A 21,832-nucleotide genomic window follows, 5' to 3' on the forward strand; every position below is an offset into this window, starting at 1 on the left:
TTTTTTTTGTAAAATATTTTAGATTGATGATTTACGTATCAGGCTAAAAAACATCCCCAAACTCAATGAAGAAACAGCAGCAACACGAAAAATTCATGCGGATGGCTATAGGGCTATCAGAAAAAAACGTACTGGAAAGCATTGGAGGGCCTTTTGGCGCTGTAATCGTCAGAGAAGGAAAGGTGATAGCCAAAAGCGGAAATAAGGTAGTCCCTAACAACGACCCTACCGCTCATGCAGAAATATCTGCAATCAGACTGGCCTGTAAAAAACTCAAAACCTTTAATCTTAAAGGATGCGTGATCTATACCAGCTGTGAGCCCTGCCCGATGTGTTTAAGCGCCATTTACTGGGCGCATCTTGATGGTATTTACTATGCCAACACTAAAACAGATGCCAGCAACGTCGGCTTTGATGATCAGTTCATCTATGAAGAATTTGAAAAATCTCCGGATAAACGTAAAGTTGCCACCTTTCAGCTACTACAGGAAGAGGCACAGCAGGCCTTTAAACTGTGGGAACAATCTGAAATGAAAACAGATTACTGATCTTTTTTCTCCTCGTCGAAAAGATTATCGGTCAGGTCGTCAATCTCTCGCCTATCCCTTTTAGTCGGCCTTCCCGCCCCTCTGTCCCTGGTTAAAACAGGTGAGTGGAACATCGATTTATAGGCATGCGTTTCTTCCAGCGGGGTAATATCCTTATACTTAGTGACAGCGATCTTGGATTCTACCCTGGTATACAGCAGCTCCACTACTTCGATCACTTTTTTTTCTATTCCTCTAGACACCTGGTAAACATCGCCTGGTTTCACCACCACCGACGCCTTGATGTTCTGTCCGTTCATTTTAACACGTCCGGCCTTACATGCTTCTGTCGCTAAAGTTCTTGTTTTGAACAATCTGATTGCCCACAAGTATTTATCTATCCGTAGTTTTTCCTGCTCTGCCATAAAAAATCAAAAATACGTAAGATAAAAGACCGCTCAATACATAAAATTGATTTATTTTGTGAAAAATTAATAATTGACAATGATTAAAGAATTGAAAAAGTTAATAGAGGCTGTCTGGGAAGACAGATCTTTATTGGAATATAATGAATACTGTGAAGCTATTGAAACTGTAGTATTGCAGTTAGATAAAGGAGAAATTCGTGTTGCAGAACCTATTCTGAATTCTTGGGGCGTTAATGACTGGATTAAAAAAGCAGTTATCCTCTATTTTCCTATCAGACAAATGAAAGAAACTATAGTTGGTCCTTTTACCTATCATGATAAAATGAAGTTAAAAACCAATTATAAAGAATTGGGTGTAAGGGTTGTTCCTGGTGCGAGTGCCCGTTATGGTGCATTTATAGCAAAAGGAGTGATTTTAATGCCATCTTATGTAAATATTGGCGCTTATATTGATGAAGGTACAATGGTTGACACCTGGGCTACTGTGGGCTCTTGTGCGCAAATTGGAAAACATGTTCACCTAAGCGGTGGTGTAGGTATTGGCGGTGTTCTAGAACCTGTTCAGGGTGCACCGGTAATTATTGAAGATAACTGTTTCCTTGGGTCACGTGCCATTGTAGTTGAAGGTGTACGCGTAGAACGCGAAGCTGTTTTAGGTGCAAATGTTGTACTTACGGCCTCTACAAAAATCATCGACGTAACCGGAAGCTCACCTGTTGAATATAAAAGTATTGTTCCTGCAAGATCAGTAGTGATCCCGGGAAGTTATACTAAAAAATTCCCTGCCGGTGAATACCAGGTTCCTTGTGCATTGATCATCGGAAAACGTAAAGAATCTACAGATAAAAAGACTTCCCTTAATGACGCATTAAGAGAAAACAACGTAGCAGTTTAATGAATATTGGTTTTGATGGAAAAAGGGCTGCAAATAACCTGACAGGATTAGGGAATTACAGCAGATCGCTGATCCTACAGCTATCAGAATTTTTCCATCAAGACCATTATTTTGTTTACACGCCAAAAATTAAAGCCGATAAACAGATCAGTTCCTTTTTTGAAAAGGAAAATATCCACCTGGAGCTCCCTCCGAAATTTGCATTCAGGCCTTTGTGGAGGACTTTCGGTATCAAAGAACAACTGGTAAAAGATCATATCGATATCTTCCACGGGCTAAGCAACGAAATCCCAGTAGGTATCAGCAATGCGGTAAAGACTGTGGTCACCATCCACGACCTCATTTACCTGCGCTTTCCTCAGCATTATAAATTTATAGACCGGACTATCTATAACCTCAAAAGTGAGTATGCCTGTAAACATGCAGATCAGATTATTGCGATCAGCGAACAGACAAAAAAAGATATCATTGAATACTATCAGACCGATCCTTCAAAAATCCAGGTGATCTACCAGACCTGCGATGAATCCTTTAAACATATCGTTTCTAACAGGATAAAGAGCAATGTCCGTACAACCTATAACCTGCCGGAAAAATACCTGCTGAATGTAGGTACCATTGAACCCAGAAAAAATCTATTGCTCATTATACAGGCTTTAAAAACTGTCGACCCTGCTTACAAACTTGTTGTAGTAGGGAGACAACAAGCTTATGCACAACAGGTACATGCCGAGATTAAGCGGCAGGGATTGAGTGAAAGAGTGATTTTCCTGAAAGATATTCCCTTTACAGACCTTCCCTCCATCTATCAGCTGGCTTCCTTATTTGTTTACCCGTCCTTTTATGAAGGTTTTGGCATCCCGATCATCGAAGCCCTCTATGGTAAGGTTCCCGTAATTGCTGCAACCGGCTCCTGCCTGGAAGAAGCTGGCGGGCCCGATAGTATTTATATCCATCCAAATGACCCCTCAGCATTGAGTGAAGCTATAAATAAAGTTCTCCATAATGAAGCTCTTTCTACACAAATGAAAGAGAAGGGCTTGCTTTATGTACAAAAATTCAATGCCTATACACTGGCACATCAGCTGATGGATTGTTATACGAACATCACATTGGCGGTAAAATAACGGAGATATTTTAATAAATTTACCGCATGCTAAAAACCGAAATTGAAAAGGCATTAACTGTACTCAAAAATGGCGGGGTAATTCTCTATCCTACTGATACCGTATGGGGCCTTGGATGTGATGCGACCAATGCTGAAGCTGTGGAGAAGATCAATACCATCAAAAAACGTCAAGCGGATAAAAGTTTCATCGTCCTGCTGGATAACGACTCTAAACTGCAAAGTTATATCAATGAAGTGCCCGAAGTGGCTTATGATCTGATAGAATATGCCGAACATCCGCTGACCATCATTTTTTCGGGCGCAAAGAATTTAGCTAAAAATGTGATTAACGCTGATGGAAGTGTTGGCATCAGGATCATTAAACATGATTTCGTAGAACAATTGCTGCAGAGGTTCAGAAAGCCTATTACTTCAACCTCAGCCAACATTTCGGGAGAACCTACCCCGCAATTTTTTGACGATATTAGCGAAGAGATTAAAGAATCCGTAGATTATATTGTGGATTGGGAACAAAACCTAAGAAATAACAAAAAACCTTCAACAATAATGAAATTAAGTCCATCCGGGCAATTTTCCTTTATTAGAAAGTAAGTTTTAGTACTTTTGCAAACTCCATGAAACCAATCGTGAGCTTATTTTATAACATCAATCCATAAGTTTATGCTTAATCTGGGTAATTAACGACATTAAATATCATTTTGAAAAAAAATCTAGGACATCCTGTTTTCAAGGTACTTGCTGATATTGCGGCTGAAAATCATATTGAAGCGTATATCATTGGCGGGTATGTAAGGGATATTTTCCTGAACAGGCCTTCTAAAGATATTGACATCGTAGTTTTAGGAAATGGGATAAACTTTGCTGAACTGGCCGGTAAAGCCTTAAAGAGTAAAGTTGCCGTATTCAAGAGTTTTGGTACGGCCATGCTAAAATACAAAGAGCTGGAACTTGAATTTGTTGGGGCCCGCAAAGAATCCTACCGATCAGATTCCCGTAAACCTATCGTAGAAAATGGCACCATTGAAGACGATCAGTTAAGAAGGGATTTTACGATCAATGCGCTGGCTATCTCACTCAACAAAGAAAACTTCGGACAACTGATCGATCCTTTCAAAGGCGTGGAAGATCTAGAACAACAATTGATACGCACTCCGCTGGATCCTGAAATCACTTTTTCTGATGATCCCCTGCGTATGATGCGCGCTATACGTTTTGCTACACAGCTGAATTTTAAGATTGATGAACAGGCACTGGCTGCCATCGCAAAACAGAAAGAAAGGATCAGCATCCTTTCCAAAGAACGTATTACCGATGAACTGAATAAGATCATCCTCTCCCCTGTTCCGTCCATCGGTTTCAAACATTTGTTTAATACCGGATTGCTACACCTCATCTTTCCGCAGATGACTGCGCTTTACGGCGTGGAAATTATCAATGGGAAAGGTCACAAAGATAATTTTTACCATACCTTACAGGTATTGGATAACATTTGCGAGGTTACCGATGATCTTTGGTTAAGATGGGCGGCTATCCTGCATGATATAGCTAAACCACCTACCAAACGTTTTGAAGAAAACCATGGATGGACATTTCATGGCCATGAAGATAAAGGCGCCAGAATGGTGCCGCAGATCTTCGCCCAGCTAAAACTTCCGCTGAATGAAAAAATGAAGCTCGTGCAAAAATTGGTACAGCTGCATCTTCGTCCTATTGTACTGGCACAGGAAGTGGTAACAGACTCTGCAGTAAGGCGCTTATTATTTGATGCCGGCGAAGATATTGATAGCCTCATGATGCTTTGCAATGCGGATGTAACCACTAAAAACGAATACAAAGTAAAAAAATACCGCAACAACTTTGAACTGGTCAAACAGAAACTAAAAGATGTAGAAGAGCGGGATAAATTAAGAAACTGGCAGCCTCCCGTAACAGGAACCGATATTATGGAAATCTTCGGATTAACTGCAGGAAAAGAAGTCGGGTTGATTAAAAATGCGATACGTGAAGCAATACTGGAAGGCGAAATAACAAATTCCTATGATGAAGCGTTAGCATTTATGCTGGTCAAAGGAAAAGAATTGGGACTATTGCCCGTAACTAATCCATCCAAATAATAAATAAATATATTTTATTTCATAATTTTATAAATAGAAATACAGCTCAAATGGCAATTTATAGATTTAGAATTAGTTTTGAAGACTACGACGAAGTGATTAGAGAGATCGATATCAAGTCATCACAAACGTTTGAAGATTTACATAAGGCAGTGCACCGCTCAACAGGTTATACCGCTGAAAAATCATCTTCTTTTTACGTAAGTTCTGATCACTGGATCAAAGGTGATGAAATCGCCTATTTACCTGTTCAAAGGAAAACTGATAATGGTGTCATCCTGATGGAAAATGCCAAACTAAGCAGTTACATTGAAGACCCGCATCAGAAATTCTATTATATCTACAATTTTGAACGTCCTTTTGATTTTCATGTTGAACTGATCAAGATCATCCTTCAGACAGATCCTAACATAGAATATCCGGTGCTTTTCAAAAGTATTGGTGAAGCGCCAAAAATCTTTGATGCCAACAATATCGCTGCCGCAACTGCAGCAGTGGCCGCTCCTGTGTCAACGGATTTCGACTTTTTAAACGAGATGGATTTTGTTCCGGGAGATACAGAAGAAATCGAAGCAATGGATGGCAGGGGTATCACCACTTCATCAAAAAGTGAAGATGCTGATGAAGAAGAAGAGGAAGATGAGTCAGACGATTTCTCTGAATCAGATGATTTCGGAGATGAAGAATATGATAGTAAGGAAGATTACTAATGCCATATAATGGCAAAAAATAAAACGTTAATCGTAATTGCCGGTCCAACTGCTATAGGTAAAACAGCTTTAGCTATTACATTGGCCCGGCATTTTTCTACAGAGATCATCTCTGCCGATTCAAGGCAATTCTTTAAAGAGATGTCCATTGGAACGGCCAAGCCAAGTGCAGATGAACTGGCAATGGCTAAACACCATTTTATTGATTCACATTCCATCAATACGCTTTTCAGCACAGGTGATTTTGAAAAACAAGCGTTGGAAGTACTGGCTGAAATATTCAGCAGGCATGATGTAGCAATTATGGCAGGAGGTTCCGGCCTGTACCTGGATGCAGTAACCAAAGGTTTGGATCAATTGCCGGATACAGACATGCAGATCAGGGAAGAACTCAATTTGTTATTTGAAAAGAAGGGAATTGAACCAATCAGGGAAAAACTAGCCGAAGCCGACCCAGAATATTATGCTAAAGTAGACCAGTCTAATCCACAGCGTATGATACGCGGCCTGGAATTCTTTTTGTCTACCGGGAAAAAGGTCTCCTCTTTTTTAACCAACAGCAAAAAAGAAAGACCATTTGATATCATCAAGATCGGATTAAACATAGAAAGGCCTCTGCTTTATGAACGTATCAACCATAGAGTGGATCTCATGCTTGCAAATGGCCTCCTGGAAGAAGTCAAAGCCCTCGAACCATACAAAGACCTTAACGCATTAAAAACTGTTGGTTACGCGGAGCTTTTCGATTATCTGGATGGGTTGATCTCTTATGAAATGGCAGTTGATAAGATCAAACAAAATACACGCCGTTTTGCCAAACGCCAGTTAACCTGGTTCAGGAGAGATGATCAGATCAAATGGTTCGAACCCCATACCCAACCCCAATCCATTATCGATTTCCTTGAGCAATCCTTAAAAGCTGACTAAACCAGGAACAAACTAAGCCTGTGCTGTAGGCCCCCCAAAGTTTAATGGAAATCCTGAAGGCTCATCCTGGGTTTTAATCCTACCGTTTTGTGCTTCAAATTTCTCTATGTTATCCTGCATCGCAATCATTAATCGTTTAGCATGTTCAGGCGTTAATATGATCCTGGATTTCACTTTTGCTTTCGGAACCCCAGGCATTACCCTGATAAAATCCACTACAAATTCCGTATTGGAATGTGTAATAATCGCCAGGTTAGAAAATACACCCTCTGCTATTTCTTCAGACAATTCAATATTGATCTGATTCTCGTTGTTTTGATCTTCCATACCGCAAAACTAATCTTTAAATTTTTATACCGGTCATTTGAACAAAAAAAAAGTCCCCCCTGAAACCAGGGAGGACTTGAATGATATTTGAGAAAAAATTAGGCTTCTACCTCTTCTTCTTGTTTCGAAGCTAATAATTTGTCGTACTCTTCCTGTGAACCTACAATGATACGCTCGTAACCACGTACACCTGTTCCAGAAGGAATTAGGTGACCTACAATTACGTTCTCTTTCAATCCAAGCATATTATCACGTTTACCTGCAATTGCAGCTTCGTTCAATACTTTTGTAGTTTCCTGGAAGGAAGCTGCAGAGATGAATGATTTAGTACCTAATGAAGCACGGGTGATACCCTGCAATACAGAACTGGCAGTTGCCGATCTTGCATCACGAACTTCGATCTGTTTCAAATCCTTACGTTTTAACTGAGAATTTTCATCTCTTAATTTACGCAGGGAAAGAATCTGACCTGGTTTAACGGTATTTGAATCACCAGCATCAATAACAACCTTTTTATCATAGATCTCATCATTTTCGATCATGAAATCCCAACGGTCTACAGAGTTATTCTCTAAGAATGTGGTATCTCCCGGATCTTCAATGTGAACTTTCTGCATCATCTGGTGAACGATAACCTCAAAATGTTTATCGTTGATTTTCACACCTTGTAAACGGTAAACCTCTTGGATACCATTCACTAAGTATTCCTGAACAGCAGCAGGTCCTTTGATTGCTAAAATATCCGCAGGAGAAATAGATCCGTCTGATAATGGCATACCAGCTTTCACGAAATCGTTATCCTGAACCAGGATGTGTTTAGACAATGGAACCAGGTATTTTTTGATCTCACCATCTTTTGATTCGATGGTCATCTCACGGTTACCACGTTTCACACCACCTAAAGTTACCACACCATCAATCTCGGTTACTACAGCCGGGTTAGATGGGTTACGTGCTTCGAACAACTCAGTTACACGTGGTAAACCACCCGTAATATCTCTTGTTTTACCCGTTGCACGAGGAATTTTAACTAAGATCTGACCAGTTTTAACAGCTTCTCCATCGTCAATTGAAACGTGAGCTCCAACCGGGATGTTATACTGTCTGATCAATTCACCTTTTTTATCTACAACCCTTACTGATGGATTTTTAGTTTTATCACGTGTATCGATAATTACTTTCTCACGGTGACCAGTTTGCTCATCCGACTCTTCACGGAAGGTAACACCTTCGATGATCGCGTCAAATTCAATCTTACCGGCAAATTCCGAGATAATTACCGCATTGTACGGATCCCATGAACAAATCCTGTCGCCTTTTTGTATTTTAGCTCCTTCTTCAACGTACAAGAATGAACCGTAAGGGATATTGTTGGTCATGATAATCTTACCAGTACCTTCTTCAACGATTTTGAACTCGCCTGAACGACCTAAAACAATTTGTTTTACACCTTCTTCACCTGTATCATTAGCTACAGTACGAACGTTTTCAAATTCAATGATACCATCAAACTTCGCATTGATCTGAGATTCAGCAGCAATGTTTGATGCAGTACCACCCACGTGGAATGTACGCAGTGTTAACTGTGTACCCGGCTCACCGATTGACTGTGCAGCAATTACACCGACAGCTTCACCCTTTTGAACACGTTTACCAGTAGCTAAGTTACGTCCGTAACATAAAGCACAAACACCTCTTTTATTCTCGCAGGTTAATACAGAACGTATTTCAACACCTTCCAGTGGAGACTCTTCAATTGCTCTCGCAACATCTTCGTCTATATCCTGTCCGGCACCAACTAATAACGCTCCATCAAGCGGGTTGAATACATCATGCAGTGAGATACGACCTAAAATCCTGTCATATAACGGCTCCACGATATCTTCGTTATCTTTTAATGCAGTAGTATACATACCTCTCAACGTACCACAATCAGCTGCATTCACGATCATATCCTGAGCAACGTCATGTAAACGACGTGTAAGGTAACCAGCATCTGCAGTTTTTAACGCTGTATCCGCCAAACCTTTACGCGCACCGTGGGTAGAGATAAAGTATTCTAATACTGATAGTCCTTCTTTAAAGTTAGACAAAATCGGATTCTCAATAATCTCACCACCTGAACCTGATTTCTGAGGTTTTGCCATCAGACCACGCATTCCGCAAAGCTGACGAATCTGCTCTTTAGATCCACGTGCTCCGGAGTCAAGCATCATGTAAACCGAGTTAAAGCCCTGGTTATCGCTCGATAACTGTGTCATCACGAATGATGTTAAACGGTTATTGATACGGGTCCAGATATCGATGATCTGATTGTAACGCTCGTTGTTGGTAATGAATCCCATGTTATAGTTATTCCTTACCTCTTCAACCTCAGCAGAAGCTTGTTCTAAAAGAACTTGTTTCTCTACCGGGATGTTAACGTCCTGCAGGTTAAATGACAGCCCGCCTCTAAATGCCATTTGGAAACCTAATTCCTTAATATCATCTAAGAATCTTGCTGCGCGAGACATACCAGTTACTTTTACTACATCACCGATAATATCTCTCAGTGATTTTTTAGTCAGTAACTCATTGATATAACCAACTTCTTCCGGTACCATTTGGTTAAACAATACACGGCCTACAGTGGTTTCTGTTAATTTGTTAACGATGTTACCATCACTATCTTTAACATTTACTTTTACTTTGATAAATGCGTGAAGATCAATTCTTTTCTCATTATAAGCGATAATCACTTCTTCAGGAGAATAGAAAGAGAAATCCTGACCTTTAACTACACGTCCTTCATCAGTTCTGCGGCCTTTAGTAATATAATAAAGACCCAAAACCATATCCTGAGATGGTACAGTAATCGGAGTACCGTTTGCTGGGTTCAGAATGTTGTGTGCAGCTAACATCAATACCTGGGCTTCCAAAATAGCAGCATGACCTAAAGGTAAATGCACAGCCATCTGGTCACCGTCAAAATCCGCGTTGAATGCAGTACATACCAACGGGTGTAATTGAATAGCTTTTCCTTCAACCAATTTAGGCTGGAAAGATTGTATACCCAATCTGTGCAGCGTAGGCGCACGATTCAGTAATACAGGGTGTCCTTTTAAAACGTTCTCCAGGATATCCCAAACTAAAGGATCTTTTCTATCAACAATTTTCTTTGCAGATTTAACTGTTTTCACAATTCCGCGTTCAATCATCTTGCGAATGATAAACGGTTTGAACAGCTCGGCAGCCATATCTTTAGGTAAACCGCATTCGTGTAATTTCAGGTTCGGACCTACAACAATTACAGAACGTGCTGAATAATCCACACGTTTACCCAATAAATTCTGGCGGAAACGGCCTTGTTTACCTTTCAGGATATCTGAAAGAGATTTCAATGCACGATTACCTTCGGTTTTTACTGCATTTACTTTACGTGAGTTGTCAAATAACGAATCTACAGCTTCCTGTAACATACGTTTTTCGTTACGTAAAATAACTTCCGGTGCTTTAATCTCGATCAAACGTTTTAAACGGTTGTTACGTATAATCACACGACGGTACAGATCATTCAAATCTGAAGTCGCAAAACGACCACCTTCAAGAGGTACCAACGGACGCAGTTCTGGTGGAATAACAGGAACAATTTTGATGATCATCCATTCTGGATTGTTCTCAATGCGTGTTCTTGCACCGCGGAAAGCTTCAACAACCTGTAAACGTTTTAAAGCTTCGTTTTTACGTTGTTGTGAAGTTTCGTTTGCTGCCTGGTGACGTAAGTTGTAAGATAAAGTATCTAAGTCAATACGTTTCAACAAATCTTCTAATGCTTCAGCACCCATTTTGGCGATGAATTTATTAGGATCTTTATCGTCTAAATATTGATTTTCTTTTGGTAATTTATCTAAGATATCTAAATACTCTTCCTCAGTAAGGAAATCCATATACTGGATACCTTGTTCTTCCATTAAACCAGATTGAATAACTACATAACGCTCGTAGTAAATGATCAAATCTAATCTTTTGGTAGGAAGGCCTAATAAATAACCGATTTTATTTGGCAGTGAACGGAAATACCAGATATGCGCAACAGGAACTACCAAGTTAATGTGTCCCATACGTTCTCTACGTACTTTCTTCTCCGTTACTTCAACACCACAACGGTCACAAACAATACCTTTATAACGGATACGTTTGTATTTACCGCAATGACATTCGTAATCTTTTACCGGACCAAAAATACGCTCGCAAAACAAACCGTCACGTTCTGGTTTGTAAGTACGATAATTAATAGTCTCAGGTTTTAACACCTCACCACTAGAGCGCTCTAAAATAGCCTCCGGCGATGCCAAACTAATGGTAATCGAGGTGAAATTGCTTTTTAATTTATTATCCTTTTTGTAAGACATAGCTCTGTTGTTTGAATTTGAAAATTTAAAAAGCCGGAACAGGATGAACCTGTCCCAGCATTAAAAAATTCAACATTAGTCTAACGTAATATCTAAACCTAATCCGCGCAGCTCATGTACCAGTACATTAAATGATTCCGGTACACCAGGAGTCGGCAGGTTCTCGCCTTTTACAATTGCTTCGTAAGTTTTAGCTCTTCCAATCACGTCATCCGACTTCACAGTCAGGATTTCCTGAAGAATATTAGCTGCACCGAATGCCTCTAATGCCCAAACCTCCATCTCACCAAAACGCTGACCTCCAAATTGAGCTTTACCACCCAATGGCTGTTGTGTAATTAATGAATATGGTCCGATTGAACGGGCGTGCATTTTATCATCAACCATGTGACCCAATTTCAGCATGTAGATAATACCTACTGTAGTTGGCTGGTCAAAGCGCTCACCTGTTAAACCATTATGTAAATAGGTTCTTCCTGATGCAGGAACACCTGCTTTGGCGATCCACTCTTCTACCTCGTCATGTTTAGCACCATCAAAGATCGGGGTTGCAAATTTCACACCCAGTTCTTTACCGGCCCACGCCAATACAGTTTCGTAGATCTGGCCCAGGTTCATACGTGAAGGTACACCCAGTGGGTTCAACACGATATCAACCGGAGTTCCGTCATCAAGGAACGGCATATCTTCATCACGAACGATACGGGCAACAATACCCTTATTACCGTGACGACCAGCCATCTTATCTCCTACTTTCAATTTACGTTTTTTGGCTACATAAACTTTTGCCATTTGAACAATACCTGAAGGCAACTCATCACCTACACTAATTGCAAATTTATCGCGTTTATAAGCACCCAATTCTTCGTTTACACGGATACCATAGTTATGGATCAACAATTTGATCTGATCATTTTTGTCATCATCAGTAGTCCATTTGTATGGGTTGATGTGTGCAAATTCAAGATCAGCTAAACTTTTCTGTGTAAACTTAGCACCTTTAGCGAACAACAGTTCCTTGTAAACGTTGTAAACACCCTGCGATGTTTTACCATTCACAATCTGGAACAATTTGTCAACCAGCTCATTTTTCAAGTTGGTTGTCGCCAGGTTATATCTCTTGTCTAATTTCTCTATCGCTGCTTTTTCTTCAGCTTTAGTAGTTTTCTTAGCTCTTGAGAACAACTTAGTATCAATTACTACACCCTTGATTGATGGAGGTGTTTTCAGTGATGCATCTTTCACATCACCTGCTTTATCTCCAAAGATTGCGCGCAGTAACTTCTCTTCCGGTGAAGGATCAGACTCTCCCTTAGGGGTAATTTTACCGATAAGGATATCGCCTTCTTTAACTTCAGCACCGATACGAATGATACCGTTTTCATCTAAATCTTTAGTCGCTTCTTCAGAAACGTTAGGGATATCTGGTGTTAACTCCTCTTCCCCGCGTTTTGTATCACGAACTTCCAATTCAAACTCTTCAATATGCAATGAAGTGAAAATATCTTCACGAACAATACGCTCACTGATTACGATCGCATCCTCAAAGTTATATCCCTGCCAAGGCATGAACGCTACTTTTAAGTTACGGCCTAAAGCCAGCTCACCATTTTCAGTTGCATAACCTTCACATAATACTTGTCCTTTAACAACTTTCTGACCTTTCTTAACGATTGGTTTTAAGTTGATACAAGTGTTCTGATTGGTTTTCTTGAATTTGATTAATTTATAAGTTTTGCTGTCACCTTCAAATGATACCAAACGATCTGCATCGTTACGTACATATTTAATGGTGATTTCGTTAGCATCAACATATTCAACAACCCCATCGCCTTCAGCATTGATCAGTGTTCTTGAATCACGTGCTACACGGCCTTCCAGACCAGTTCCAACAATCGGCGCTTCAGGACGTAATAATGGTACAGCCTGACGTTGCATGTTGGATCCCATCAGGGCCCTGTTCGCATCATCATGTTCTAAGAACGGGATCAGTGAAGCAGCAATCGAAGTAATCTGATTCGGAGCCACGTCCATTAAGTCTAATTTCTCAGGCTCAATAATCGGGAAGTCACCCTCATAACGTGCTTTAACACGTGCTGTAGTGAAGTTACCTTTATCATCATATGCCGCGTTTGCCTGCGCAATCGTTTTACCGTCTTCATCCTCAGCAGAAAGATAAATAACATCTTCATCTACAGCAACGATACCGTCTCTTACGATCTTGTATGGAGTTTCTATAAATCCTAGCGTATTGATCTTCGCATGTACACAAAGAGACGAGATCAGACCAATGTTTGGTCCCTCTGGTGTCTCAATAGTACATAACCTGCCGTAGTGGGTATAGTGAACGTCACGTACCTCAAAACCTGCTCTTTCACGGGAAAGTCCACCTGGGCCTAAGGCTGACAGACGACGCTTGTGCGTAATCTCTGCCAGAGGATTGGTTTGGTCCATGAACTGAGACAACTGGTTAGTACCAAAGAAAGAGTTAATAACCGACGATAAAGTACGGGCATTAATCAAATCTGTTGGAGTGAAAACCTCGTTATCACGGATGTTCATTCTTTCACGGATAGTACGGGCCATACGCGCCAGACCTACACCAAACTGAGCATATAACTGCTCACCTACTGTACGTACACGACGGTTTGATAAGTGATCGATATCATCGACCTCTTCTTTGGAGTTGATCAGTTTGATCAGGTATTTAACAATCGCAATAATATCTGCTTTTGTCAATACTTTCACGTGATCAGGGGTATCCATTTTCAACTTACGGTTGATGCGGTAACGACCAACATCTCCTAAGTCATAACGTTTATCCGAGAAGAACAAACGTTCAATGATACCTCTTGCAGTTTCCTCATCAGGTGGTTCTGCGTTACGCAAAGCACGATAGATGTTTTCAACCGCCTCTTTTTCAGAGTTTGAAGTATCTTTCTGTAATGTGTTATATATAATAGTATAATCTGCCTGACTGGCACCATCATCCTTAGATAGGATAATAGTTTTAACACCAGCGTCAATGATCATATCAATGTGTTCGTCTTCTAAAACAGTATCCCTGTCCAAGATCACTTCGTTACGATCAATAGAAACTACCTCACCGGTATCTTCATCTACAAAATCTTCAACCCATTTTCTTAAAACTCTTGCAGCCAGTTTACGTCCGATGTATTTTTTCAAACCAGATTTGCTCACCTTTACTTCATCAGCAAGGTCAAACAGCTCCAGGATGTCTTTATCAGAATCATAACCAATAGCACGCAACAAGGTAGTAACCGGGAACTTTTTCTTACGGTCAATGTAAGCATACATGACGTTGTTCACGTCAGTTGCAAACTCGATCCATGATCCCTTGAAAGGAATAACACGGGCAGAATAAAGCTTGGTACCATTAGTGTGACGGCTTTGGCCGAAGAACACACCTGGAGACCTGTGTAACTGAGAAACAATTACACGCTCTGCACCGTTGATCACGAAAGTACCTTTAGGAGTCATATATGGGATAGTTCCCAAATATACATCCTGAATGATGGTTTCAAAATCTTCGTGTTCCGCATCATTACAAGACAATTTCAACTTTGCCTTTAAGGGAACACTATAAGTTAACCCACGGTCGATACACTCAGGTATATCATAACGCGGCGGGTCAATAAAATAATCAAGGAATTCCAAAACGAAAATATTTCTGGAATCAGTGATTGGAAAGTTTTCAGCAAATACTTTAAACAAACCCTCTGTGTGACGGTTGTCTGAAGTAGTTTCTATCTGGAAAAATTCTCTGAATGATTGCAACTGTACATCTAGAAAATCGGGATAATCTATGATGTGCTTACTACGTGCAAAATTTACTCTTTGGTCGACTTTATTTGCCAAGGTACTAAAGTTAATTTAGTTTAAGAATAAACTATTTGTTTGGTTTGCCGTGAACATCTCATCAACCAAACTTAGATGAAATGTATATAAACAGGTATAGACTCCGACTGTACAGTCGGAGTCTATGTTTAAAGTTATATTGAGATTAAGTGATTACTTAACTTCAACTACAGCTCCAGCTTCTTCTAATTGTTTTTTCAAAGCTTCTGCTTCGTCTTTAGAAACACCAGTTTTTACTTCTTTAGGTGCACCATCAACTAAGTCTTTAGCTTCTTTCAAACCTAATCCAGTTAAGTCTTTTACCAACTTAACAACTGCTAGTTTAGCACCACCAGCTTCTTTCAAGATTACATCAAAAGTAGATTTTTCTTCAGCTGCAGGAGCAGCATCACCAGCAGGACCTGCAACAGCAACTGCAGCAGCAGCTGGTTCGATACCATACTCGTCTTTAAGGATTTGAGCTAATTCGTTAACTTCTTTAACTGTTAAGTTTACCAATTGCTCAGCAAACGCTTTTAAATCTGCCATTTTATAGAGTTTTTAAAATTTTACGTAAAATAGATTTATTAATATAGAACTTATGAGGTGTTCCTTAACCTTCTCTTTCCTGAAGAGTTTTAACAATTCCTGCGATTTTACCACCACTTGATTTAAGGGCAGAAATAACATTTTTAGCTGGTGACTGTAATAATCCAATGATGTCTCCAATAAGCTCTTCTCTTGATTTCAAGCTTACTAATGCATCTAAATGGTGATCACCAACAAAGATAGCCGTATCAATAAACGCACCTTTTAAAAGTGGTTTATCTGCGCCTTTAACTTTTCTCAAAGCTTTGATCAGCTTAGCTGGACCATTACCTGTTTTTGAAAATAATAAAGCCGACTGACCTTTTAATGCTTCAAATATTTCTGAATTATCGCCTTCTAATCCTTCGATCGCTTTTTTGATCAAAGTATTTTTAGCAACCTGCATTTCAATACCGCTTTCGAAACATTTGCGACGGATGTTGTTAATTTTCTCAACAGATAAGCTTGATGTGTCGGCAATATAGAAATTACCGAATTCCTGCATCTTCTCTTGAAGAGCCGAAACTACTTCGTTTTTTTCTTCTCTGTTCATAATTAAATACCCGCTACTGATTTAGTTTCGATTGCAATTCCAGGACTCATTGTAGAAGACACGTGAATGCTTTTAAAATAAGTTCCTTTAGCAGATGATGGTTTCAGCTTAGAAATTACCTGAAGTACTTCTAATGCGTTTTCATATATTTTATCCGCTGGGAATGATACTTTTCCTACTGAAGCATGAATGATACCACTTTTGTCAACTTTAAAATCAATCTTTCCGCCTTTAACGTCAGTAACTGCTTTTCCAACATCGTTGGTAACAGTTCCTGATTTAGGGTTTGGCATAAGGTTACGTGGACCTAAAACGCGGCCCAGTTTACCTACTTTAGCCATACAAGCAGGAGTAGTGATAATAATGTCAACATCAGTCCATCCACCTTCAATCTTGGCTACATATTCGTCTAAACCCACGAAATCTGCACCTGCTGCTTTAGCCTCTTCTTCCTTATCAGGATTACAAAGAACTAATACACGTACAGTTTTACCTGTACCGTGTGGTAAAGTAGCGATACCACGTACCATTTGATTCGCTTTACGCGGATCAACACCTAAAGCGATGTCGATATCAACCGAAGCATCAAATTTGGTGGTAGTGATCTCTTTTACCAATGCAGCCGCATCCTGTAAAGAATACGTTTTACCAGATTCTAGTTTAGCATGTGCCTTTTTTTGATTTTTTGTTAATTTAGCCACTGTTGTAAACTGTTTTTTGTTAATTAATTTGTCCAGGGTGCATCGCCGCTAACGGTGATTCCCATACTGCGTGCTGTACCGGCAACCATACTCATTGCCGATTCGATAGTGAATGCATTTAAATCAGTCATTTTATCTTCAGCAATTGACTTAACCTGATCCCAAGTCACCGAACCAACTTTCTTACGGTTGGGCTCAGCAGAACCACTCGTTAATTTAGTTGCATCTTTTAACTGGATAGCAACCGGAGGGGTTTTGATGATAAATTCGAAAGACTTGTCAGCGTAAACAGTTATAGCAACGGGTAATACTTTACCAGGCTTATCTTGGGTACGAGCATTAAATTGCTTGCAAAATTCCATAATGTTCACCCCTTTAGCACCCAATGCAGGTCCTACTGGTGGTGATGGATTTGCGGCTCCACCCTTGATCTGTAATTTAACAAGCGCACTGACTTCTTTTGCCATTTTCTGATTTGTTAATTGTAATACTCAATGTTAAAATGTTGGAAGCATGTAACATTTAAGGTCTATATAATATTTCTATTCTTTCTCTACTTGCATGTAGTTAAGTTCCAGTGGGGTCTTACGTCCAAATATCTTAACCATAACTTTCAATTTCTTCTTCTCTTCGTTCACCTCTTCAATCACCCCGGTAAATCCGTTGAATGGACCGTCCATTACTTTGACGTTTTCTCCAACATAATAAGCCACATTCATGGTTTCACCCTGCTGGCTCATTTCATCTACTTTACCTAAGATGCGGTTAACCTCTGCCTGACGCATTGGAACCGGATTACCACCTTTATCGCCTAAGAAGCCGATTACACTGTTCACATTTTTGATAATGTGTTCTAATTCCCCGTCTAATGTAGCTTCGATCAAAACGTATCCAGGATAAAAGTTGCGCTCTTTTGCAATCTTTTTACCTTCTTTCATCTGGTAGTATTTCTCCATTGGGATCAATACCTGCGGAACTAAGTGAGAGAAACCTAAACGACTAATCTCAGAATCGATATACTGTTTTACCTTCTTCTCTTTTCCGCTTACCGCCCTAACTACATACCATTTTAACTGATCGTTCATTTAGCTATTAATTAGAAAGTGATTTATAAAAAGTATCCAACACAAATGTAGACCCTTTATCCATTGCAAAAACAACTACTGCAATGATTAATGATGCTACCAGAACCAGCACTGCAGAACTTTGCAGTTCTCCCCATGTAGGCCAGGTAACCTTCTGGGTCATCTCCTCATACGATTCTTTAATAAATTGAACTATGCCAGCCATATCTAAGTTTTTGCACGGGAACAAGGATTCGAACCCTGATCAAAGGTTTTGGAGACCTCTATTCTACCGTTGAACTATTCCCGTGTATTTTATTGAGCCTAAAGGCCAATACAAACATTTTATTAGAACAAAGTACTCAGGGGTTAATTCCTGAGTACTTTGTGTATTATTCAATCTCTTTTCCCTGAGGATTAGAAATTATTTTACAATTTCAGTTACCTGACCAGCACCTACTGTTCTACCACCCTCACGGATAGCGAAACGTAAACCTTTTTCCATTGCGATTGCGTTGATCAATTTAACATTGATAGTAACGTTATCACCTGGCATAACCATTTCAGTTCCTTCTTGAAGAGTGATCTCTCCAGTAACGTCTGTGGTACGGAAATAGAATTGCGGACGGTATTTGTTAAAGAATGGAGTGTGACGTCCACCTTCTGCTTTTGACAATACATAGATCTCAGCTTTGAAATCAGTGTGAGGAGTTACAGTACCTGGTTTACAGATAACCATACCACGACGAATATCAGTTTTCTCAATACCACGTAACAATAGACCTACGTTATCTCCAGCTTCACCATAATCAAGGATCTTACGGAACATCTCAACACCTGTTACAGTTGATTTAAGATTTTCAGCACCCATACCCAGGATCTCAACAGGATCTCCAGAGTTGATTACACCACGCTCAATACGACCAGTTGCAACAGTACCACGACCAGTGATCGAGAATACATCTTCAACAGGCATTAAGAATGGAAGTTCAGTTAAACGTGGAGGAATTGGAATGTAGCTATCTACAGCATCCATTAGTTCCATGATTTTACCAACCCATTTCGGATCGCCGTTCAAACCACCTAAGGCAGAACCTTGAATCACAGGGATGTCATCACCAGGGAAATCATAGAAAGATAATAATTCACGAACTTCCATCTCTACTAATTCTAGTAATTCAGGATCGTCAACCATATCCACTTTATTCATGAAAACCACCAATGAAGGTACACCTACCTGACGAGCCAATAGAATGTGCTCGCGAGTTTGTGGCATCGGACCATCTGTAGCAGCAACAACGATGATAGCACCATCCATTTGCGCAGCACCAGTAACCATGTTTTTCACATAATCCGCGTGACCTGGACAGTCAACGTGTGCATAGTGACGGTTAGCTGTTGAATACTCAACGTGTGCAGTGTTAATAGTGATACCTCTTTCTTTTTCCTCTGGAGCAGAGTCAATTGATTCAAATGAACGCGCCTCAGATAAACCAGCATCAGATAACACTTTAGTGATAGCTGCTGTTAAGGTTGTTTTACCGTGGTCAACGTGACCGATAGTGCCGATGTTTAAGTGCGGCTTGCTGCGGTCAAACTTTTCTTTTGCCATGTTTTTATACTTATTAGTAGGTTAACTTTTATTTTTAATTATTGCTTTGATACAATTTCAATACAAAAAACCTTGTTGATTCTGTCTATATCTTACAGAGTTAACAAAGCCTGCTTATTTTTATTCCTGAGCCAACGATGGGAATTGAACCCATGACCTCTTCCTTACCAAGGAAGTGCTCTACCGCTGAGCTACGTCGGCTTTTTATTCTCTTCACAATCTATACCGGTCCGGTATTAACGGTGACCTTCCTACCGACTGCTCTTTGAATGTAAGAGCGAAAGACGAGGTTCGAACTCGCGACCTATAGCTTGGAAGGCTATCGCTCTACCAACTGAGCTACTTTCGCTTTTATAATGTGGGGGGAGAAGGATTCGAACCTTCGAAGTCTCGCGACAACAGAGTTACAGTCTGTCCCATTTGGCCACTCTGGTATCCCCCCATTTCTAATAAACCGTCCCATCCAGAGATGTAAGTTTAAAAGAGCCTCCTATCGGGATCGAACCAATGACCTACTGATTACAAGTCAGTTGCTCTACCAGCTGAGCTAAGGAGGCTTTTATTATTTTTTATTAAACATTCACAGAACAAACCAGCTCTTTAAAGGTTAACCCTTGTTCCGAATTGGAATGCAAATCTACGAGAATATTTAACACTTGCAAAACTATTTTCAAAAAAAAACCGACAGTTTTGTCACTGCCGGTTTTAATCTTTAAAGATCTGAAAATAGTCTCCTAATAATCAGTCACTTCATCAGCATTTAACAAAGCTTTATGCTCTGAAAGTTTTGCTCTTGTTTTATCTTTATGTTTGGTGATTTGCTTTTTTAACGATTCAATCGATAAATCTGTTGCTTCTTCGAAGCTCTTGCATTGTTCCTTGGCAAACAATACACCGCCCGGAACACTCAGTTTTATCTCACTTATTTTATTCGCCTCATCTTCTACATTCTCTAACTTTAAATAGACTTCCCCACTTATAATCTGGTCGTGGAACTGTTCCAGTTTGTCAACTTTCTTTTGAATGAAATCTAACAATTTGTGGTCTGCACTGAAATGGATTGCTTGAACTGTAATTTTCATGTTTTCCTCCTTTTTTATGCCTTTGGATGGGCTTGTTTATATATTGTTTTTAATCTTTCAATGGAATTGTGTGTATATACCTGCGTAGCCGCCAGGCTGGCATGCCCCAGCAGCTCTTTAATGGCATTCAGGTCCGCTCCCCTGTTCAGCAGGCTGGTTGCGTATGAATGCCGCAGTACATGCGGGCTTTTTTTATCTTGTGTGGATACATATGTCAAATAACTTTTCACTAATTTATAGATGAACAAAGGGTAAATTTTCGCTCCTTTATCTGTAACGAATAAATCTTCCGTTTTGTTATTAAATTTTTGCACTGATTTCAGTTCGATGTATTCTTTCAACTGATTTACAAGCTGTTTGGTGATTGGAATAATTCTTTCTTTTTTCCTCTTTCCAAAAACTTTGATGGTTTCTTCATAAAAATCAATGTCACCGTTCTTTAATCCCAACAACTCCGCTAAACGCATGCCGGTCCCAAATAATACTTCTATTACTAGTTTGTCGCGCACCGATGGAAAGCTATCATCAAAAAATTCTCCGGAATCCAGTAAATGGTCCATTTTTTCCGCATCTACAAATACAGGTAAACGTTCCGGTGATTTTGGCGCCCTGATCAGCGACATTGGGCTTGCGGGAATAATTTTACGCTTTTGCAGAAATTTATAGAAACTGCGCAGACTGGATAATTTTCTGCCGATAGAATTTGGGCCAATCTCTTCGTCCATCAGCTGCACCATGTAGTCGCGTATATGTACATACTTAGCCTCTTCAGGCTGCAGTTCATAAGTGTGGCTCATAAAGGCAGCGAAATGTACCAGATCTGTCCTGTAGGCGAGAATGGTGTGCGGAGAATAACGCTTCTCATGCTGAATATAGGTGATAAAGGATTCAACCGGCATCTCATCAAATTTATGTATCCTGTGAAG

20 protein-coding genes and 5 tRNA genes are annotated in these 21,832 nt (G+C 39.9%); 7 read left to right on the plus strand and 18 right to left on the minus strand.

Going from position 1 to position 21,832, the window contains the following annotated elements; genetic code table 11:
* The first annotated feature begins 65 nt into the window (after positions 1-65).
* The gene (locus GSQ84_RS08645) at positions 66-548 is read left to right on the plus strand and encodes a nucleoside deaminase (RefSeq protein WP_158796839.1); all 483 of its coding nucleotides are present in this window, start codon (positions 66-68) and stop codon (positions 546-548) included.
* Here the strand turns inward: GSQ84_RS08645 and GSQ84_RS08650 are convergent.
* Positions 542-952: an RNA-binding S4 domain-containing protein gene (locus tag GSQ84_RS08650; RefSeq protein WP_158796840.1), complete on the minus strand. Its 411-nt coding sequence runs from the start codon at positions 950-952 to the stop codon at positions 542-544. The two genes, GSQ84_RS08645 and GSQ84_RS08650, sit on opposite strands and share 7 nt — an antisense overlap.
* Positions 953-1,031: 79 nt before the next feature.
* On the opposite strand from GSQ84_RS08650, the gene GSQ84_RS08655 reads away from it, so the two are divergent.
* From GSQ84_RS08655 to miaA, 6 genes are all read left to right on the plus strand, one after another.
* Positions 1,032-1,850, plus strand: coding sequence for a 2,3,4,5-tetrahydropyridine-2,6-dicarboxylate N-succinyltransferase (locus tag GSQ84_RS08655; RefSeq protein ID WP_158796841.1), 819 nt, complete (start codon positions 1,032-1,034; stop codon positions 1,848-1,850).
* Positions 1,850-2,977 carry a glycosyltransferase family 1 protein gene (locus GSQ84_RS08660; protein WP_158796842.1) on the plus strand — a complete coding sequence of 376 codons (1,128 nt, stop codon included), beginning with the start codon at positions 1,850-1,852 and terminating at the stop codon, positions 2,975-2,977. The genes GSQ84_RS08655 and GSQ84_RS08660 overlap by 1 nt, the downstream gene beginning before the upstream one ends.
* 26 nt (positions 2,978-3,003) lie before the next feature.
* Complete coding sequence (locus GSQ84_RS08665) at positions 3,004-3,570, plus strand: L-threonylcarbamoyladenylate synthase (RefSeq protein ID WP_174238637.1); 567 nt, start codon at positions 3,004-3,006, stop codon at positions 3,568-3,570.
* A gap of 107 nt (positions 3,571-3,677) precedes the next feature.
* On the plus strand, positions 3,678-5,093 hold the full coding sequence (locus tag GSQ84_RS08670; protein ID WP_158796843.1) for a CCA tRNA nucleotidyltransferase: 1,416 nt from the start codon (positions 3,678-3,680) through the stop codon (positions 5,091-5,093).
* Between the two features lie 50 nt (positions 5,094-5,143).
* The gene (locus GSQ84_RS08675) at positions 5,144-5,803 is read left to right on the plus strand and encodes a hypothetical protein (RefSeq protein ID WP_158796844.1); all 660 of its coding nucleotides are present in this window, start codon (positions 5,144-5,146) and stop codon (positions 5,801-5,803) included.
* A 9-nt stretch (positions 5,804-5,812) separates the two neighbouring features.
* Positions 5,813-6,730, plus strand: coding sequence for a tRNA (adenosine(37)-N6)-dimethylallyltransferase MiaA (miaA, locus tag GSQ84_RS08680; RefSeq protein ID WP_158796845.1), 918 nt, complete (start codon positions 5,813-5,815; stop codon positions 6,728-6,730).
* Positions 6,731-6,742: 12 nt separating this feature from the next.
* Here miaA and GSQ84_RS08685 read toward each other — a convergent pair whose 3' ends face one another.
* The 17 genes from GSQ84_RS08685 to GSQ84_RS08765 all read right to left on the minus strand — a co-directional run bounded on the left by GSQ84_RS08685 (position 6,743) and on the right by GSQ84_RS08765 (position 21,805).
* Positions 6,743-7,057: a DUF3467 domain-containing protein gene (locus tag GSQ84_RS08685; protein WP_158796846.1), complete on the minus strand. Its 315-nt coding sequence runs from the start codon at positions 7,055-7,057 to the stop codon at positions 6,743-6,745.
* A 98-nt stretch (positions 7,058-7,155) separates the two neighbouring features.
* Entirely contained in the window at positions 7,156-11,448 is a 4,293-nt protein-coding gene (rpoC, locus tag GSQ84_RS08690; protein ID WP_158796847.1) for a DNA-directed RNA polymerase subunit beta', read from the minus strand.
* A 75-nt stretch (positions 11,449-11,523) separates the two neighbouring features.
* Positions 11,524-15,327, minus strand: a complete 3,804-nt coding sequence (gene rpoB / locus GSQ84_RS08695; RefSeq protein WP_158796848.1) for a DNA-directed RNA polymerase subunit beta — start codon at positions 15,325-15,327, stop codon at positions 11,524-11,526.
* A gap of 153 nt (positions 15,328-15,480) precedes the next feature.
* Positions 15,481-15,855, minus strand: coding sequence for a 50S ribosomal protein L7/L12 (rplL, locus tag GSQ84_RS08700; RefSeq protein WP_158796849.1), 375 nt, complete (start codon positions 15,853-15,855; stop codon positions 15,481-15,483).
* Positions 15,856-15,919: 64 nt separating this feature from the next.
* A complete protein-coding gene (gene rplJ, locus GSQ84_RS08705; RefSeq protein ID WP_158796850.1) occupies positions 15,920-16,447 on the minus strand; it encodes a 50S ribosomal protein L10 in 528 nt (175 codons plus the stop codon).
* Between the two features lie 2 nt (positions 16,448-16,449).
* Positions 16,450-17,148 (minus strand): 50S ribosomal protein L1, encoded by a 699-nt coding sequence (rplA, locus tag GSQ84_RS08710; RefSeq protein WP_158796851.1) that lies wholly within the window; start codon positions 17,146-17,148, stop codon positions 16,450-16,452.
* A gap of 23 nt (positions 17,149-17,171) precedes the next feature.
* Entirely contained in the window at positions 17,172-17,615 is a 444-nt protein-coding gene (rplK, locus tag GSQ84_RS08715) for a 50S ribosomal protein L11 (RefSeq protein ID WP_158796852.1), read from the minus strand.
* Positions 17,616-17,690: 75 nt separating this feature from the next.
* Positions 17,691-18,233, minus strand: coding sequence for a transcription termination/antitermination protein NusG (nusG, locus tag GSQ84_RS08720; RefSeq protein WP_041878241.1), 543 nt, complete (start codon positions 18,231-18,233; stop codon positions 17,691-17,693).
* A gap of 7 nt (positions 18,234-18,240) precedes the next feature.
* Entirely contained in the window at positions 18,241-18,438 is a 198-nt protein-coding gene (gene secE, locus GSQ84_RS08725) for a preprotein translocase subunit SecE (RefSeq protein WP_158796853.1), read from the minus strand.
* A gap of 13 nt (positions 18,439-18,451) precedes the next feature.
* Positions 18,452-18,522: transfer RNA gene (locus tag GSQ84_RS08730), tRNA-Trp, on the minus strand.
* Between the two features lie 114 nt (positions 18,523-18,636).
* A complete protein-coding gene (gene tuf / locus GSQ84_RS08735; protein WP_158796854.1) occupies positions 18,637-19,824 on the minus strand; it encodes an elongation factor Tu in 1,188 nt (395 codons plus the stop codon).
* A gap of 129 nt (positions 19,825-19,953) precedes the next feature.
* Positions 19,954-20,025, minus strand: a tRNA-Thr gene (locus GSQ84_RS08740).
* Between the two features lie 75 nt (positions 20,026-20,100).
* Positions 20,101-20,173: transfer RNA gene (locus GSQ84_RS08745), tRNA-Gly, on the minus strand.
* Between the two features lie 10 nt (positions 20,174-20,183).
* Positions 20,184-20,266, minus strand: a tRNA-Tyr gene (locus GSQ84_RS08750).
* 42 nt (positions 20,267-20,308) lie between these two features.
* A tRNA-Thr gene (locus tag GSQ84_RS08755) sits at positions 20,309-20,381 on the minus strand.
* Positions 20,382-20,558: 177 nt separating this feature from the next.
* The gene (hpf, locus tag GSQ84_RS08760) at positions 20,559-20,906 is read right to left on the minus strand and encodes a ribosome hibernation-promoting factor, HPF/YfiA family (RefSeq protein WP_158796855.1); all 348 of its coding nucleotides are present in this window, start codon (positions 20,904-20,906) and stop codon (positions 20,559-20,561) included.
* A gap of 14 nt (positions 20,907-20,920) precedes the next feature.
* Positions 20,921-21,805 (minus strand): tyrosine-type recombinase/integrase, encoded by an 885-nt coding sequence (locus tag GSQ84_RS08765; RefSeq protein WP_158796856.1) that lies wholly within the window; start codon positions 21,803-21,805, stop codon positions 20,921-20,923.
* Positions 21,806-21,832: the final 27 nt, after the last annotated feature.

The sequence above is a fragment of the Pedobacter sp. L105 genome, assembly GCF_009765875.1.
GTDB lineage: Bacteria > Bacteroidota > Bacteroidia > Sphingobacteriales > Sphingobacteriaceae > Pedobacter.